The following is a 16,381-nucleotide window of genomic DNA, read 5'->3' as shown; positions in this document are numbered from 1 at the left end:
TGCCATGGCGCTGGTCAGAACCCGACACCAGGATTGAGAATCCCGAGCGGGTCCAGGGCGGCCTTGATCCGGTGCTGCAGGTCGATGGAGTCGGCGCCGATCTCGGGCTCGAGCCATTTCTGCTTGAGCCGGCCGACGCCGTGCTCGCCGGTCGTGGTGCCACCGAGCTCGATGGCGAGGGCGAAGATCTCGTCGCCCGCGGCGGTCTCGGCCGGCGGCATCACCCCGGGGACATCGTCGGGCGACGGGTCCCAGCCGATGACCGGGTGGAGGTTGCCGTCGCCGGCGTGGGCGAGCGTGTAGGTGCGTACGCCGTGCCGCTCGGCGATCTCGGAGATCCGGTCGACCGCCTCGGCGAGCCGGGACCGGGGCACGCAGATGTCCTCGATGAACCAGGAGCCCTCCGCCTCGATCGCGGGCAGGACCTGGCGACGCGTCTCGACCAGCCGGTCGGAGGACTCCTCGTCGACGCCCTGCTCGATCCAGGTCGCCTCCTTGCCGAGGATCGCCGCGATGGCCTCGATCTCCGTCGCCGCCGCGGGCCCGTCGGCCTGGGCGATCACCAGCGCGTCCCCGCGCTCGGCATAGGACGTCCCGGCGAACCGGTCGACCGCCTCGAGGCAGCTGCGGTCGAGGAACTCCAGCATCGACGGCAGCCGCCGCGCGGCGGCGATCTCGGCGCAGGCGCGAGCGGCCGCCGCCACCGAGGCGTACGCCGCCGACGCGGTCAGTGTGAGCACCGGCCGTGGCTTGAGCCGCAGGGTCGCGCCGACCACGATGCCCAGGGTGCCTTCGGAGCCGACGAAGAGCGCGGTGAGGTCGAGGCCCGCGACGCCCTTCATGGTGCGGCGGCCGGTGTGGATCAGGGTGCCGTCGGCGAGCACGATGTCGAGGCCGAGGACCGCCTCCCGGGTGACGCCGTACTTCACGCACCGCAGCCCGCCGGCGTTGGTGGCGACGTTGCCGCCGATCGAGCAGATCGCCGCGGAGGCCGGGTCGGGTGCGTACCTCAGCCCCACCTCGGCCGCCGCCGCGTCCAGCCGGGCGTTGAGCACGCCGGGCTCGACGACCGCGATCTCGTCGACCGGGTCGAGCTCGAGGATCCGGTCCATCGCGGACAGGTCGACGACGAGGTGGCCGGTGCCGGCCACCGCTCCCCCGGCCAGCCCGGTGCCCGCGCCCCGCGGGACCACCGGCACCCGGTGCGCGGAGGCGACCCGCATCGCCGCCTGGACGTCCGCGATGCTGTGAGCCCTCACCACCGCCAGCGGCAGGCCGGCGGCGACCGATCCGGACCGGTCGGTCGAGGCCGCCAGCAGCGAGATCTCGTCGGTCACCACCTCGGAGACGCCGGCGGCGAGATCATCGACCAGGGAAAGCTGTGACTCCGTCGTCATCCTGACATCCTCTCGCCTGACCGACTCCTCCGGCGGCCAATTGCCAACCCCTTCAACGTTACCGATACGCTCTCCCTCGAGGGGAGTACCTCACCAAGCTCATTCCGGTCAGTACGTCGGTGCCGACACCGTCCCGGAGTGACACCCCGATCTCGGGGTGAGGGAGACCTCAGACGTTCATCGACACGCCTGAGGAACCCGCATGCTCGATACCATCGCCACGCCCACTCTGTGGGCCGTGACCATCGCCGCCGTCGTGGTGCTGATCGCCCTCGACTTCGTGCTGACCCGCAAGCCCCACGACGTCTCCATGAAGGAGGCCGTCGGCTGGTCGGCCTTCTACATCGCGCTCCCGCTCGCCTTCGGCGTCTGGGTCTGGAACGCCCATGGCAGCCAGACCGGCTTCGAGTACTACACCGGCTACATCGTCGAGAAGTCGCTCAGCGTCGACAACCTGTTCGTGTTCATGCTGCTGCTCGCCGCCTTCGCGGTGCCACGGCACCTGCAGCAGAAGGTGCTGCTCTTCGGCATCGTCGGGGCGCTCGTGCTGCGCGGCATCTTCATCGCGCTGGGCGCCGCCGCGCTCTCCCAGTGGGACATCGTCTTCCTGATCTTCGGCGCGATCCTGCTGATCACCGCCGCGAAGATCTTCACCGAGGCGCTCCGGGGCCACGACCAGAAGGTCGACCCCGAGGAGATGCTGGCCGTACGTATCGGCCGCAAGATCGGCCTGAAGCCGATGGCCATCGTGGTGCTCGCGATCTTCGCCACCGACATCGTCTTCGCGGTCGACTCGGTGCCGGCGGTCTACGGCATCACCGGCGACCCCTACCTGGTCTTCGCCACCAACGCGTTCGCCCTGCTCGGCCTGCGGGCCCTCTACTTCGTGCTCGAGGGTGCCCTGTCCAAGCTGGTCCACCTCTCTTACGGTCTGGCCGCGATCCTAGCCTTCATCGGCGTCAAGCTCGGCCTGCACTGGGCCCACGGCCTCTGGGACAGCGTCCCGGTCGTCCCGACCTGGCTCTCCCTGGTGATCATCGTCGGCATCCTCGCCGTCACCGTCACCACCAGCCTGATCGCCTCCGCGCGCTCCACCTCTCCGGAGGAGGAGGAGAAGAAGGAGCACGCGGAGGTCTGATCGAGCGTTGTCCCGAAGTCGGCCCAGCCAGGGTCAGTCCAGCGCGAGTCCCTCCGCCGGGTTGACCTTGGTGGCCCGCTTGGACGGCGCCACGCAGGAGACCAGGCCGGCCAGGCCTGCGGCCACGACGACCGCCGCCAGCTGCAACACCGGCAGCTCGAAGGTGGCGTCGGGGAGCGTGTCGCCGACCAGGATCTCGCTGCCGCCCCAGGCGAAGAAGACGCCCAGCGCGGTGCCGACGAGAGCCGCAACGGCCGAGAGCAGCACCGCCTCGGCGGCCAGCGTCCGCCGCAGCTGGCGCCGGGTCAGGCCCAGCGCCCGCAGCAGCGCGTGCTCACGTCCACGCTCGAGCACCGAGAGGCCCAGGGTGTTGGCGATACCGGCCAGCGCGATCAGCACCGAGACCGCCAGCAGCCCGATCACCGCCCAGGTGAACACGTCCAGCTGAAGCTCGACCCAGGCGCGCTGGCTCTTGCCGTTGGTGAGCTCGGCGTCCGGAGCGATCGCCCCCAGTGCACCGGCCAGGTCCTCCGGATCGGCGTCGGCGTCGGCACGGACCCAGACGGCGTACGTCTGCGGGTCATCGACCAGGGTTCGCAGCGTGGCCGCGGAGATCTGCGGGGCACCGTCGACCTCGCGTACGTCCAGGGTCACCGTCGCGGTCCGGTCGCCGACGGCCAGCGTGACCTTCTCCCCCGAAGCCTCGAACTCGTCCTTCACGAAGGCCGAGGCGGCCACCGGCGAGATCACCATGGTGCCGGGCTTCACGGTGAGGTCCCGGAGCGGGACGTCACCCGCCGGGGGCGCCACGACCGGCAGCGACACCGGCTTGCCGTCGGCCTTCACCGACGCCATGGCTCCCGGTACGGCGACCGCGTCCGCGACCCCCGGGACCGACTTCGCATCGCCGAGGACCGAGTCCTCCAGAGGCTTCGACTCGGACTGGAGCGCGATGTCGATCGGGTGCTGCTTGGCCATCTCGTCCAGGGTGGCGCCGCGGATGGTCGCCATCCCGGTCAGCACGCCGGTGGTGAGGGTGACGCCGACCAGCAGCGACGCCGCGGTGGCGGCGGTGCGCTTCGGGTTGCGTCCGGCATTGGCCGCGGCGAGCTTCGCCGGGGAGCCGGCGACCAGCGCCAGCGCCGACCCGGCCAGCCTCACCAGGCCCGGCACGAGCGCGGGCCCGAGGAGCATCACGCCGATGAAGGTGACCCCACAGCCGAACAGCACGATCAGCATCCCGGTCTGCGAGTCGTCCCAGCCCACCGCCACGAAGATCGTCACGATGCCGGCGAGCGCCACGACCAGACCGAGGCCGAGCCGGAACAGCCCGGCGCCGCGTACGTCGAAGCCCTCCTGCGGCCGCAGCGCGGCCAGCGGGCTCAGCCGCATCAGCCGGCGCGTCGGCAGCCACGAGGCGACCAGCGTGGTGAGTACGCCGAGGACGAAGGCGCCCATGAGCCACGGCCATTCGAAGGAGACGTCACCCAGCGGCGCGGTCTCGGCGAGCTGGCGCACCAGCGCGACGATCCCCCAGCCGAGCAGGACACCGACCACCAGGCCGAGCAACGAGGCGAGGAGCCCGAGGGCGAGCGCCTCGCGGCGTACCGATCGCAGGACCTGACGCTTCGTCGCGCCCATCGCCCGCAGCAGCGCGAAGTCGCGCATCCGCTGGGCGAACAGGATCGAGAAGGTGTTGGTGATGACCAGCACGGAGACGAACAGCGCGATGAAGGCGAAGATCAGGATCATGTACGCCACGATGTTGACCTCCTTGTTGAGCTGGGTCTGCAGCTCGACGAGGTAGTCGTCGGTGCTCAGCCACTTGTCGGCCTCGGCACCCGTCCCCGCGGTCATGACGGCTTGGACGTACTGGTTCTCCCAGCCCTCCATCTCGGGCCAGGTGACGTAGACCGGCGAGGACCACATCGACGGGGCATCCACCAGACCGACGACGGTCGTCTCGATCGCGGTCTTCCCGCTGCCGACCTTCAGCGTGTCGCCGATGGCGACCTTGTTGGTCTTGGCGGCGTTGGCGTCGACCACGGCCTCGCCGGCGCGGGTCGGGAACCGGCCCTCCTCGAGGTCCTGCCACTGCCAGCGCTTCTCGGTCGAGACCGCGCCGACCATGATGTCCTGACCGAGCATGGTCTCGTCGGTGCGGACCGGCTGCGTCGAGGCGGCCAGCGCCCAGCCGCCCTTCTCGACGTACTTCTGGGTGACCTCCTCGGACGGGAGGTCGACCGCCCCGACCGCGTTGCGGAACGGCGCGTCGATGCCCGCGAACAGGCCCGACTTCGTCGCCGAGGTGAGGGCGTTGGTCACCACGATCAGCGCGACCGCGGCGACGACCGCCACGACTGCCGCGGCGTACCGGCGTGCGTATGTCCGCAGGGATGCGAACAGCACCGTCCGCATCAGCGCGTCACCCCTTCGATGTGGCCGTCCTTCACAGTGACGATCTCGTCGGCGTACGCCGCGGCGGAGGCCTCGTGGGTCACCATGACCACGGTCTGACCCAGCTCGCGCACGCTGCGGCGCAGGTGGTCGAGCACCTCGGCCGAGGTCTCCGAGTCGAGGTTTCCGGTGGGCTCGTCGGCGAAGAGGATCGCGGGCTGGGTGACCAGCGCACGGGCGATGGCCACGCGCTGCTGCTGGCCGCCGGAGAGCTCGGAGGGCTTGTGGCCCAGGCGCTGCCCGATGCCGAGGGTGTCGGCGATCATCTGCGCCCGCGCGCGGGTCTCGTCGGTCACCCGCTTGCCGGCCAGCTCCAGGGGCAGCTGGATGTTCTGCCCGGCGGTGAGCATCGGCAGCAGGTTGAACGCCTGGAAGACGAAGCCGATGTTCTCCCGCCGGAAGATGGTCAGCTGGTCGTCGTTGAGGTTCTGCAGGGGCTGGCCCGCGACCGTCACCTCACCGCCGGTGGGACGGTCGAGGCCGGCCAGGCAGTGCATCAGCGTCGACTTGCCCGAGCCGCTCGGGCCCATGATCGCGGTGAATGCGCCGCTGCGGATCTCCAGGTCGACCCCGCGCAGGGCGTGCACCTCGGTCGCACCCTTGCCGTAGGTCTTGGTCAGGCCCACCGCTCGGGCAGCGGCCGTCATCGTGGGAACAGAGGTCTGTGTCATGCCACCGAGCCTCTCGTCGCGACGCGTCAGCCCGCATCGGGCTGGAGGCTGATCCCGGCGTACGACCGGGGGTGGATCGGCAAGGGTCGGCTCAGGGTCTTCCCTCAGAGCGGCGTGTGGAGCTGCGTGCGCATTGCAGGCCCAACCTGTAAGGTAATGGATGAAGCCTCCCCCTGAGGGGTGCGAGGAAGTGAACCCGGGATACCGCCGCAGTACGGGACCCGGGTTTCGCGCTTTTCAGCGGCTACAGACAGACTTCGATCTCGTCGATAGCGATCGCAAGAGCGTCACGGTACCTAGGCAGTCCGCGACGGGCCGCTCCGAGAGCCCCGGCGATGACATCGGGGATCCAGAGCAGAGGCTCGATCTCGGGATCCCCGAACTCGACGCGCAAGGATCCTGTCAAGGCCCCGGAGCCGCGCATCGCAGCAACCATGGCGCGATCCCTACCGTTGAGCACGGTGGTCCGAGTCTCCAGCCAGGCATGCGTGACGCCGATGCCGGCCAACTCGGGGAGAAGGCGCTCGAAGCATTTGCGGCGTGCACGTTCTTGCTTTCTAGGATCGATCGGGCTGGCAACGACGACCGTATGCGCAAGGTCGAGTTGCCCGAACGCTTCGGCGATCCGAAGTCGATCCTTGTCCTCCTCTTCGCGCCAGTGGATCCGCCGACGCGGTGAGGGGGCGATCGCTCGCACGAAGTCGCGGTGAGACTCGATCTGGGCTACATCGGCGATCGCCGCGGCGATCATGTAGAAGCCTGCACTCACATGGATGGATTCGTCCACCCAAGCGTGAAGGGCATAGTCCGGATGATCGGTGCTCACCGGACGGGATTGTCCCCTGACGTGCCGAGAATCGTCGGCAGGCACACCGATGCCGACATTCGACGACGGTTGGCGGTCTCGCCCGGTGGAGCACGGTCATCCCCGGGTGAGGGTCACCCCGTCGGCCAGCCGGTAGGGGTTGGTCGCGACCAGCGCACCGATCGAGCGGCGCAGCCGGGAGACCTCGGCGCGGACGGTGACGATGTGCTCGGCGTCGCCGAAGACGGCCTCGCTGAGCCCGCGGGCGGTGAGCCCGGTGGGGCCGGCCCGGTCGACGAGGGTGAGGATCTCGACATGGCGCCGGGTCAGGGTGGTGCGCCACCGGCCTGACTCCGAGACGACCTCGAGGGTCCCGTCGGGGTCGAGCCGGGCCGTCAGGGTGCCGGAGGAGCCGGAGGAGGTCGGCCGGACCAGCCAGCCGCGCTCGCCGACCCGCTCGGGCAGGCACAGCCCCAGTCCCGGGACGGTCAGCATCTTGTCCTGCCGGGGCGCTGCGATCCGGTCGCGGGCGGCCATCCCGGCGTGGTGGGCGACCCAGCCGTCGTCGTCGACGACCAGCAGCGGACCCTCGACGCCGGAGACGACGTGGTCGGTCTCCCGGCGCAGCCGCTCGAGCCACTCCTGGTGGCGGCGCCACAGGCTCATCTCGGCCAGGCGCACCGCGCTCTCGACCAAGGCGCCGATCGCAGGGTGCAAGGTCAGGGCCGGGCCGCTGACGTCGACGACGCCGAGCAGGGCTCCGGTGCGGGGATCGTGGATCGGGGCCGCCGTGCAGTACCAGGGATGCTGGGCCTGCTCGAAGTGCTCCGCGCTGAAGAGCTCGACCGGTGCTGCCTCGGCCAGCGCGGTGCCGATGGCGTTGGTGCCGACCGCGCGCTCGGTCCACAGCGCGCCCTCGACGAAACCGAGCTGGTCGGCGATCTTGAGGACCCGGGCCGAGCCCGCCCGCCACAGCACCACGCCCTCGGCGTCGGTGACCACCATCAGGTACGTCGCCGCATCCGCGGCCGAGGTCAGCACCGCCTTCAGGTCGTCGATCACCATCGCCAGCGGCGAGCGCGCTCTCCTGGCCGCGCACTCGGCTGCCGACGGCGTACGCCTGCCGTTGCTGCTGCCGGGCTCCAGGCCCATGCTCATCACGCGGCGCCAGGAGCGCTCGACCAGGATCCGGGGCGTGCTGGGTGGGCGGGTGCCGGACAGGACGGCGTCGTGGACGCGTACGAGATCACGGGCGAGGCGCGGCAGGTCTGCTCCCGCCGGGACTGCTCCGGTCACTGTCATCTGGCGTCCACCTCCGCCTCCGAGGGTAGGTGTTCGCTGTGACCGGCGCCACATGCAATCGGCTGCAACCCTTTCTCCTCCGCCCGCGCGGCGGTGTGCTGGGGGCATGACCCAGACACTCGAACCCACTCCCGCGGCCGTCCAGAGCGGCCCGGCGCAGACCTGGCTCGCCGACTTCGAGGCCGCCCTGAAGGAGCGCGACATCCCCCGGGCCGCTGGCCTCTTCGCCACGAAGAGCTTCTGGCGCGACCTGGTCGCGTTCTCCTGGAACATCACCACCGTCGAGGACCCGACCGGGGTTGCCGACCTGCTCTCGGCCACGCTGGAGCGCGTCGACCCCTCCGGCTTCGCGCTCGAGGAGCCGGAGGCGACCGCGGACGGGGTGACCACCGCGTGGTTCACCTTCGAGACCGCGATCGGTCGCGGCCGCGGGCTGCTGCGCCTCAAGGTCGAGGACGACCGCGCGAAGGCGTGGACGTTCCTGACCACGCTCTACGAGCTCAAGGGACACGAGGAGCCCCGCGGCGTACGTCGCCCGAGGGGTGCCGAGCACGGCGTCAACCGGGACCGGGTGACCTGGGCGGAGAAGCGGCAGGCCGAGGCGGAGACGCTGGGCCTGACCGAGCAGCCGTACGCGGTGGTCATCGGTGGCGGGCAGGGCGGGATCGCGCTCGGGGCGCGGCTGCGCCAGCTCGGGGTGCCGTCGCTCGTCATCGACCGCTACGAGCGGCCCGGTGACCAGTGGCGCGGCCGCTACAAGTCGCTGTGCCTGCACGACCCGGTCTGGTACGACCACCTGCCCTATCTGAAGTTCCCCGACAACTGGCCGGTCTTCGCGCCCAAGGACAAGATCGGCGACTGGCTGGAGTCCTACGTCAAGGTGATGGAGGTGCCGTACTGGTCCTCGACCACGGCCACCAGCGCCTCCTACTCGGAGGAGGCCGGGGAGTGGACGGTCACCGTCTCGCGCGGCGGGGAGGAGATCACGCTGCACCCGAAGCAGCTCATCCTGGCCACCGGGATGTCCGGCAAGCCGAACATCCCCGACCTGCCGGGCATGGACATCTTCGAGGGCGAGCAGCACCACTCCTCCAAGCACCCGGGGCCGGATGCGTACGAGGGCAAGCGGTGTGTCGTGATCGGGTCGAACAACTCCGCCTTCGACATCTGCGGGGCGCTGTTCGAGCACGGTGCCGACGTGACGATGGTGCAGCGGTCCTCGACCCACATCGTGAAGAGCGACACGCTGATGGACATCGGGCTCGGCGACCTCTACTCCGAGCGTGCGGTCGCCTCCGGGATGACCACGGAGAAGGCCGACCTGGTCTTCGCCTCGCTCCCCTACCGGATCATGCACGAGTTCCAGATTCCTCTGTATGAGCAGATGGCTGAGCGCGACGCCGACTTCTACCAGCGTCTGGAGAAGGCAGGCTTCCGGCACGACTGGGGCGACGACGGCTCGGGGCTGTTCATGAAGTACCTGCGCCGCGGCTCGGGTTACTACATCGACGTGGGCTCTGCCGAGCTGGTCGCCGACGGGTCGGTCAAGCTCGCTCACGGCCAGGTCTCCCATCTGACCTCGTCGGCCGTCGTGCTCGAGGACGGGACGTCGCTGCCGGCGGACCTGGTCGTGTACGCCACCGGCTACGGCTCCATGAACGGCTGGGCCGCCGACCTGATCAGCCAGGAGGTCGCCGACCGCGTCGGCAAGTGCTGGGGTCTCGGCTCCGACACCACCAAGGACCCGGGGCCGTGGGAGGGCGAGCAGCGCAACATGTGGAAGCCGACCCAGCAGGAGGCGCTGTGGTTCCACGGCGGCAACCTGCACCAGTCGCGCCACTACTCGCTCTATCTCGCGCTGCAGCTCAAGGCCCGGTTCGAGGGGATCGAGACGCCGGTCTACAACCTGGCGCCGGTGCATCACCTCGCCTAAGACTCTCCGGAGTCAGCGGCCGACCAGGCCGGTCTCGTAGGCCAGCACCACGAGCTGGACGCGGTCACGAGAGCCGGTCTTGGCCAGCAGCCGGCCGACGTGGGTCTTCACGGTGGCCTCGGCGACCACGAAGGTCTCGGCGATCTCGGTGTTGGACAGGCCGCGGCCGACCAGCGTGAGCACCTCGCGCTCACGCTCGGTCAGCGCCTCCAGCCGCCCCTCGACCGACGGCCCGGCGGTCGCGGGCGCGGAGGCGGCGAAGTGCTCCAGCAGGCGCCGGGTGGTGCTCGGCGCGACGACCGAGTCGCCGGCGTGCACGGTGCGGATCGCGGTCAGCAGGTCCTCGGGGCGGGCGTCCTTGAGCAGGAAAGCAGCGGCGCCCGCCCGGATGGCGGCGAAGGCGTACTCGTCCAGGTCGAAGGTGGTCAGCACGATCACCCGGGGTGCGCCCTGGCGGCCGGCGACCAGACCGGTCGCCTCGACGCCGTCCATGCGGGGCATGCGTACGTCCATCAGGACCACGTCGGCCTCGGTCCGGCCCAGCGCGGCGACGGCCTCCTGGCCGTCGCCCGCCTCGCCGACGACGCTCAGGTCGGGCTGGGAGTCGATGAGCATCCGGAAGCCGGCACGGACGAGCTCCTGGTCGTCGACGAGAAAGACACGGATCGTCATAGCGGGAGTCTTGCGTAGACACGGAAGCCACCGCCGGATGCGGGGCCGGTCTCGAGTGTTCCATCGTGGGCGGAGATGCGCTCGCGCATCCCGACGAGGCCGAGGCCGCCCGGCTGCGCGGTGGCGTCCGCGGCTGCGCCGCGGCCGTTGTCGGTGACCTCGATCGCGAGACCGCCGTCGTCGGCGGTCACGGTGACTCTGGCCGCGGCGCCCGGACCGGCGTGCTTACGTACGTTGCTGAGCGACTCCTGCACCACTCGGTAGGCGGTCAGCGCGACGCCCTCGGGCACGGCGAGACCGGGCTCGGGAAGGTTCGCGGCGAGCTCCATGCCGCCGGCCCGGGTCTCCTCGACGAGGGTCGCGATGTCGCCCAGCCGTGGCTGCGGACGGGTCAGCGTGTCCCCGTCGCGCAGCAGACCGAGCAGCTGCCGCATCTCGGTCAGCGCCTCCCGGGCGGTCTGCGCGACGGTCTCCAGTGCCTTCGGGGCGAGGGCCGGGTCCTGCTCGGCGGCATAGCGCGCGCCGTCTGCCTGGACCACGATCACGCTCAGTCCGTGGGCGACCACGTCGTGCATCTCGCGCGCGATCCGCGCCCGCTCCTGGGTCGCTCCGAGCTCGGCACGCTGCTCGGCCTCGCGGCGCAGCTGCTCGTTGCGCTGGATCAGCGAGTCGACGTACGCCGTTCTTGTGCGCGCCAGCGCTCCCAGTGCCCAGGCGGCCACGGGGAAGGTGGCGAGCGAGAGCACGACCGGGACGTAGGTGCTCCAGTTGATCTCGTCCTGGGCCGGGCCGTTGGAGGCGGCATCGACGGCGCCCAGCCAGTCGTAGGCGCCGAGGACAGACCCGAACAGGCCCACCGCGAGCGCGGCCAGGCCCCAGCGCGGCCGGGCGTAGCGCGCCACCGAGTAGACCGCGATCGGGAAGGAGACCTGGGAGACGAGCGGATAGTCGAGCAGGAGCACCTGGAGCCCGCAGGCTCCGGCGACGATGGCGTAGACGATCACCGGGTGCCGGCGGCGCCACAGCAACGGCACCAGCTGGATCACCACGAGCACCAGGTCGGCGACGTGGTTGACGCTGGACACGTCCTGGGCCGCGCCGCCGCTGAGCAGCGCCTGGACCGCGTAGAACGGGATGATCAGGAACAGGGTCCCCGCGAGCAGTACGTCGAACCACCATCGCCCACGCGGGCCGAGCCGCCAGGGCCGTACCAACTCCTCCACGCACCCACCGTAGAGGAGCCGAGGCGGCCACGACGTCAGCCCGGGGACGGATGTGCTCCTCAGACCCGGGGCGGACTAGAATCCAGAGGCTGGCGATGGATACTCGCCGCTTGATGGTGCTTGGGAGGGCTCGTGGAGGCAGTGCGCTACGTCGCGATCGGTGACTCGTTCACGGAGGGAGTCGGCGACGAGACTCCTGATGGTCACGTACGCGGCTGGGCCGATCTGGTCGCCCAGGGCTGGGCCGCTTCGGGCGTCCGGGTGGAGTATGCCAACCTCGCGATCCGTGGGCGCCTGATCCGCCCGATCGTCGAGGAGCAGCTCCCCGCCGCGCTCGCGCTCAAGCCGACCCACCTCTCCTTCAACGGCGGCGGGAACGACATGCTCCGCCCGAAGGCCGACGCGAACGCGATCGCCGACTTCCTCCATCCCGTGCTCGAGGCCTGCGACGCCCACGGGATCAAGCTGATCCTGCTCTCCGGCGCCAACCCCTCGGCCCGGCTCCCGCTCGGCAAGGTCTTCCAGCGTCGCGGCGACGAGCTCGTCGGCCTGGTCGAGCAGCGGATCGCCCATCGCGACGACGTCGTACGGGCCTACAACTGGCCCGACACCACCCTCACCGACGGCCGCTTCTGGTCCGAGGACCGCCTCCACATGAACGCCCGCGGCCACCACCGCGTCGCCGCCCGCGTCCTCGACTCGCTCGGCGTCGAGGTCCCCGAGGGCTGGTGGGACCTCGACTTCGAGGCCGCCGCGGGCAAGAAGGGCCTGGCCTACTACCGCGAGTTCGTCGGCCCTTGGATCCACCGCCGCCTCACCGGCCGATCCTCCGGCGACGGTCGCACCGCCAAGTTCCCCACCTGGACCCCGATCCCCAACTGACGCCGAAGCGTCAGCTACGTCGGCCGAGGCGTCACGTCGGTCGGTCGAAGCGTCACGTACGTCGGCCGAGTGGGCATGATGTGCCAACTCGGCCAGCGCGAGTGACGCCTCGGCCGACGGGAGCGACGCCTCGCTGGGGCCGAGTGGTCAGAGGTGTCGTACGCGGAGCACGCAGGTGACCATCGGCAGAGTGAACTCGCCGGCCGAGGTCTCCGGCCTGGTGGTGAGGTAGCCCCGGATCCGGGCGAGGTTGGCCTCCCGTTCCTCGTCCGGCATGACCAGCATCCCGGCGCGGGTGCCGAGCGTCGCGACGAGCGAGTCGGCGGTGCGGCGCTGCCCGTGCTGGAAACCGGCCTGTTCCGGGGAGCCGAAGTGGACCGGCGCGTCCGTCGTCGGCAGGTGCAGGGTCGCTGTCTCCGTACGCCAGCTCGCCGGGGTGTCGCGTTGCCCGATCGCCGCGGGGCCGCTGGCCCTCGCCAGCCCGGCGACCCAGTCGACACTGTCGTCGACGGTGTTCCACAGACCGGCGAGCACCCCGCCCGGCGCGAGCACCCTGGCGATCTCGGGGCCGGCGACGGCCATGTCGAACCAGTGCATCGCGTTACCGGCGAGGACCGCGTCGACGGAGCTGTCCGGGAGCGGGATCGACTCGGCGTTGCCCGACAGCGCCGCGACCTCGGGCAGGCTCCTTCGCAGCTCCGCCAGCATCGCCTGGTCGGGCTCGACGGCCGTGACGTCCGTACCCATCGCCGCCAGGGTCGCGGTCAGCTTCCCGGTGCCGGCGCCGAGGTCGAGCACCCGTGGCCCCGGCGCCGGCTCGAGCGCCCACCGGATCGCGTCGTGCGCGTAGTCGGGACGATGGGCGGCATACGCATTCGCTGCCGCGCCGAAGGATGCGGCGTGCCGGTGCCGAAGGTCCGAGTCCACGCAGGCAACACTCCGGTACGTCGCCACAACTGACAACTCGATTGCCATAACTGACGTCTCGGCCGACGTAAGTGCCGTCTCGGCCGACGTAGGTGCCGTCTCGGGTCAGGACCAGTGGCGGCGGATGACGGCGGTGACGTCGAAGGGGTCGGCGCCGCGTTGGGCGGCGAGGACGCCGGCGCCTTCGGGTGAGCCGGTGTAGAGCAGGCCGGAGCCGCCTACCCAGTGTTCCCAGACGGCGAGGAACGACTTCGCGTCGGCGGCTCGACGGCCGAGGGCGGTGGGGACCGCGTGCCAGGCCTCGGCGTTCGCGGCGTGCCTGCCCGAGACGCCCAGCCGCAGCCTCTCGAGGGCACTCAGGTCGCCCGTGATCGGGCGCGAGACGAGGTAGCGGGGGGCGGCGATCGGCGCCAGCGCCTCCTCGAGCGAGGCGGCGAAGAGTGCCGACTCGCCCTCGGGCACCCCGGAGAGGTGGAGGCGGTAGCTGCCGTCGCTGTCCACGGCGATCTCGAGGCTGTCGGCGCCGGCCGAGGTCTGTCCGGTCGTCTTCAGCGCGTCCGCGACCGCCGCCCCGACCGCACCGACGCTGGGGCGCCGGCGCAGCTGGGAGGCGATCCGGGTGCCGTCCCGATAGACGTTCATGGCCCACAGCGCCCACAGCCCACCGACCGCGCCGCCGACGACCGCAGCGGCCCCGCCGGCGGCACCGAAGGCGAGCGCGAGGGCCAGCCCGAAGCTCAGCAGAACCGCGGAGACGAGGACGACCGGCGCCGGCAGTCGCCATTCCGGCACCCGGCCCTCCAGCAGCCGGAATCCCGGTGGCCGCGGCGTGAGCACGACCCCCGACGGCGCACGCAGCGCACCCGCCCGGCGGAGCCGGATCCTGACGGTGCGGCCGGCGACGTCGGCGTACGGCTCCCCGATCCGCCACCGCTCCCGGATCGCCGTGCGGTCCTCCGAGCGGGCGACCATGCGGGCGTTGACGGTGTCGAAGTCGGACTCCGGCGGGGCGGCGTACGGGGAGAACGTCTCGTCGATGTGGCCGACGCCGTCGACGACCGAACCGTCCTCGTCGGCGCCGAAGAAGCCGGTGTGCTTGCGGACCAGGCGCTTCCAGTCGTTGTCGCCGCGCGGGTGCTCCTCCTCGACGCAGACGACCGTCCAGTTGACCGCGACCTTGTCGGGCCGCTCCGGATCCGTACGCAGCGACCGCCCGCGCAGCTGCACGACCGCGGTCGTGGTCGTGGCCGCGGTGAGGTCGACGATCCCGGTGACCGACCGGGCGTCCCAGCCCTCCCCGAGCAGGCCGCGCGTGCCGACCAGCACCCGACAGCCACCGGCCTCGAAGAACCGGGTCACGTGCCCGACCCACTGCCGACTCCCCCAGCGCCCCACGAGCGTGGCGTACGCCTCCCCCGGCTCGACCTCCAGAGCCTCGGCCAGAGCGGGGTCGGTCTCGGCGATGTGCTCGACCAGCGCGGCGAGGGTCGCCGCGGGTCCGGCGACGGTGGCGCCGGTGACCAGCAGGACGTCGTCGTGGGACCCGCACAGCGTCGCGAGCACCGCCCGCGCGGAGCCGGACTGCTCGGCGATCACGCCGCGCAGGTCGATCGGCAGCGTGGCCGAGGCCCGCTCGTGGTCGGTGACGACCAGCAGCCGCAGGGAGTCACCGTGGGCCAGACGCTCGTGGTCCACGATGGCCGCGGTCGCCGTCGTCTTCGCCTCCGAGCGCGCCAGCACCCGGTCGACGGGCGAGCGCCCGGCCCGGATGCCACGCCGGGTCAGCGAGTAGCCGACCGCCGGCAGCGCCTGCTTGATCGCGGCCAGCGCCTCCTGGTCGGCCTCCGCCTCGGAGGCGGCCAGATGTCCGCGTACCCAGTCGCCGATCAGCGCCACCCAGTCCTCGGCCGAGGGATCGCGACGGTGCGCCTCGGTCAGGTTCGCCCCGTCGGGCAGGGCGAGCAGCCCGCGATGGTGGGCCCGCAGCGCCGCCGTGGCCACGTCGGGCATCGCCTTCGTGAGCTCGGCCCAGGACGGAGCCCCCGCCGACCGGGACACGAACCGCCGGTCCAGCCAGGTCAGGAACGGCACGCTGCCCAGATCGGCCGAGGTCAGCGCGGTGAGCAGCTCCTCGAACCGCTCCGCGCTCCCTCGCAGCCACTCCCGCTCGCCCGGCGTCGGCGCGGTCAGCCAGACCAGGTCCGCGAACGGTGCCAGGTCGCCCTCGCGCACCACGGCCGGGATCGAGGTCGAGAAGACGATCTCGCCGAACAGCAGCCCGACCAGCGCGGACTCCTCCTTGGTCAGCGCCTCGGGTGGAGTCGCGGTCAGCCCCAGCACCCGCGCGTCCGGCAGCAGCAGGAGGATCTCGCCGAGCAGCTCGCCCCAGACCTCGAGCAGGTGGTGGCACTCGTCCAGCACGAGCAGCAGCGGCCCGGCCGTACGCAGCGCCGAGACCAGCGCCCGGCCGTTGTCGTGCAGCCTGGCCAGATGGCTCTCCCCGGTCTCCGCCTCGTCGTCGGGGTCACCGAAGACCGCGACCGACTGGTAGGTCAGCGAGGTCAGTGGCGCGTCCAGATCCCGCGACGAGGACGCCGAAAGTCCCAGCGCGGCCGCCTGGCGCAGCCACTGCCCCTGGATGGCCGTGTTGGGGCTGAGTACGACGACCTTCGCCCCGTCCGCGATCGCCTCGCGTGCCGTCTCCAGCCCGACCAGCGTCTTCCCGGCGCCGGGCGGCAGCACCACCCACGCCCGCGAACGCCCCGCACCCCACGCCGCGCTCAGTGCGGAGAGCGCACGCTGCTGATGGACACGGAGCTTCATTCAGCGAAGCCTAGCCAGCGCCGAGGCGTCACCCGCGCCGGCCGAGGCGTCAGGTACGTCGGGGGGGGGGGGTCCCCCCCGCCCCCCCCCCCCGCACGACAAGACGGACGGCCCCGACGGGAAACCACACAACAAAAAAAAAAAAAATAAA

At 71.2% G+C, this 16,381-nt stretch carries 12 protein-coding genes; 3 read left to right on the top strand and 9 right to left on the bottom strand.

Annotation, left to right across the window (positions count from 1 at the left end; all coding sequences use genetic code 11):
* Positions 1–14: 14 nt before the first annotated feature.
* A complete protein-coding gene (locus tag ABT304_RS26980; protein ID WP_350719961.1) occupies positions 15–1,397 on the bottom strand; it encodes an FAD-binding oxidoreductase in 1,383 nt (460 codons plus the stop codon).
* Positions 1,398–1,599: 202 nt separating this feature from the next.
* Between ABT304_RS26980 and ABT304_RS26975 the strand changes: the two genes are divergently transcribed.
* Entirely contained in the window at positions 1,600–2,535 is a 936-nt protein-coding gene (locus ABT304_RS26975; RefSeq protein ID WP_350719959.1) for a TerC family protein, read from the top strand.
* Positions 2,536–2,568: 33 nt separating this feature from the next.
* Here ABT304_RS26975 and ABT304_RS26970 read toward each other — a convergent pair whose 3' ends face one another.
* The 4 genes from ABT304_RS26970 to ABT304_RS26955 all read right to left on the bottom strand — a co-directional run bounded on the left by ABT304_RS26970 (position 2,569) and on the right by ABT304_RS26955 (position 7,770).
* Entirely contained in the window at positions 2,569–4,953 is a 2,385-nt protein-coding gene (locus tag ABT304_RS26970; RefSeq protein WP_350719957.1) for an ABC transporter permease, read from the bottom strand.
* The gene (locus tag ABT304_RS26965; protein ID WP_160021978.1) at positions 4,953–5,663 is read right to left on the bottom strand and encodes an ABC transporter ATP-binding protein; all 711 of its coding nucleotides are present in this window, start codon (positions 5,661–5,663) and stop codon (positions 4,953–4,955) included. The genes ABT304_RS26970 and ABT304_RS26965 overlap by 1 nt, the downstream gene beginning before the upstream one ends.
* A 244-nt stretch (positions 5,664–5,907) precedes the next feature.
* Positions 5,908–6,489 (bottom strand): hypothetical protein, encoded by a 582-nt coding sequence (locus ABT304_RS26960; protein WP_350719955.1) that lies wholly within the window; start codon positions 6,487–6,489, stop codon positions 5,908–5,910.
* 96 nt (positions 6,490–6,585) lie between these two features.
* A complete protein-coding gene (locus ABT304_RS26955) occupies positions 6,586–7,770 on the bottom strand; it encodes a GAF domain-containing protein (protein WP_160021976.1) in 1,185 nt (394 codons plus the stop codon).
* 106 nt (positions 7,771–7,876) lie between these two features.
* On the opposite strand from ABT304_RS26955, the gene ABT304_RS26950 reads away from it, so the two are divergent.
* On the top strand, positions 7,877–9,703 hold the full coding sequence (locus tag ABT304_RS26950) for a flavin-containing monooxygenase (protein WP_350719953.1): 1,827 nt from the start codon (positions 7,877–7,879) through the stop codon (positions 9,701–9,703).
* A 12-nt stretch (positions 9,704–9,715) separates the two neighbouring features.
* On the opposite strand, the gene ABT304_RS26945 is transcribed toward ABT304_RS26950, so the two are convergent.
* Both ABT304_RS26945 and ABT304_RS26940 read right to left on the bottom strand, forming a co-directional pair.
* Positions 9,716–10,375, bottom strand: coding sequence for a response regulator (locus ABT304_RS26945; protein ID WP_350719951.1), 660 nt, complete (start codon positions 10,373–10,375; stop codon positions 9,716–9,718).
* Positions 10,372–11,598, bottom strand: a complete 1,227-nt coding sequence (locus ABT304_RS26940; protein ID WP_350719949.1) for a sensor histidine kinase — start codon at positions 11,596–11,598, stop codon at positions 10,372–10,374. Before ABT304_RS26940 ends, ABT304_RS26945 begins: the two co-directional genes overlap by 4 nt.
* A gap of 132 nt (positions 11,599–11,730) precedes the next feature.
* Between ABT304_RS26940 and ABT304_RS26935 the strand changes: the two genes are divergently transcribed.
* A complete protein-coding gene (locus tag ABT304_RS26935; protein WP_350719947.1) occupies positions 11,731–12,480 on the top strand; it encodes an SGNH/GDSL hydrolase family protein in 750 nt (249 codons plus the stop codon).
* A gap of 147 nt (positions 12,481–12,627) precedes the next feature.
* Here ABT304_RS26935 and ABT304_RS26930 read toward each other — a convergent pair whose 3' ends face one another.
* On the bottom strand, positions 12,628–13,407 hold the full coding sequence (locus ABT304_RS26930) for a class I SAM-dependent methyltransferase (protein ID WP_350719945.1): 780 nt from the start codon (positions 13,405–13,407) through the stop codon (positions 12,628–12,630).
* Positions 13,408–13,512: 105 nt separating this feature from the next.
* The gene (locus ABT304_RS26925) at positions 13,513–16,230 is read right to left on the bottom strand and encodes a DEAD/DEAH box helicase family protein (protein ID WP_350719943.1); all 2,718 of its coding nucleotides are present in this window, start codon (positions 16,228–16,230) and stop codon (positions 13,513–13,515) included.
* Between the last annotated feature and the right edge of the window lie 151 nt (positions 16,231–16,381).

The sequence above is a fragment of the Nocardioides sp. NPDC000445 genome (genome assembly GCF_040300245.1).
In the GTDB taxonomy this organism is placed as follows: Bacteria; Actinomycetota; Actinomycetes; order Propionibacteriales; family Nocardioidaceae; genus Nocardioides.
This window is presented reverse-complemented; position numbering and strand designations above follow the sequence as displayed.

What these genes read in the sequence shown, in the direction of transcription:
- ABT304_RS26925 (WP_350719943.1), bottom strand. Translation starts at nt 16,230, where the DNA reads ATGAAGCTCCGTGTCCATCAGCAGCGTGCGCTCTCCGCACTGAGCGCG.
- ABT304_RS26955 (WP_160021976.1), bottom strand. Translation starts at nt 7,770, where the DNA reads ATGACAGTGACCGGAGCAGTCCCGGCGGGAGCAGACCTGCCGCGCCTC.
- ABT304_RS26970 (WP_350719957.1), bottom strand. Translation starts at nt 4,953, where the DNA reads ATGCGGACGGTGCTGTTCGCATCCCTGCGGACATACGCACGCCGGTAC.
- ABT304_RS26975 (WP_350719959.1), top strand. Translation starts at nt 1,600, where the DNA reads ATGCTCGATACCATCGCCACGCCCACTCTGTGGGCCGTGACCATCGCC.
- ABT304_RS26980 (WP_350719961.1), bottom strand. Translation starts at nt 1,397, where the DNA reads ATGACGACGGAGTCACAGCTTTCCCTGGTCGATGATCTCGCCGCCGGC.
- ABT304_RS26945 (WP_350719951.1), bottom strand. Translation starts at nt 10,375, where the DNA reads ATGACGATCCGTGTCTTTCTCGTCGACGACCAGGAGCTCGTCCGTGCC.
- ABT304_RS26965 (WP_160021978.1), bottom strand. Translation starts at nt 5,663, where the DNA reads ATGACACAGACCTCTGTTCCCACGATGACGGCCGCTGCCCGAGCGGTG.
- ABT304_RS26950 (WP_350719953.1), top strand. Translation starts at nt 7,877, where the DNA reads ATGACCCAGACACTCGAACCCACTCCCGCGGCCGTCCAGAGCGGCCCG.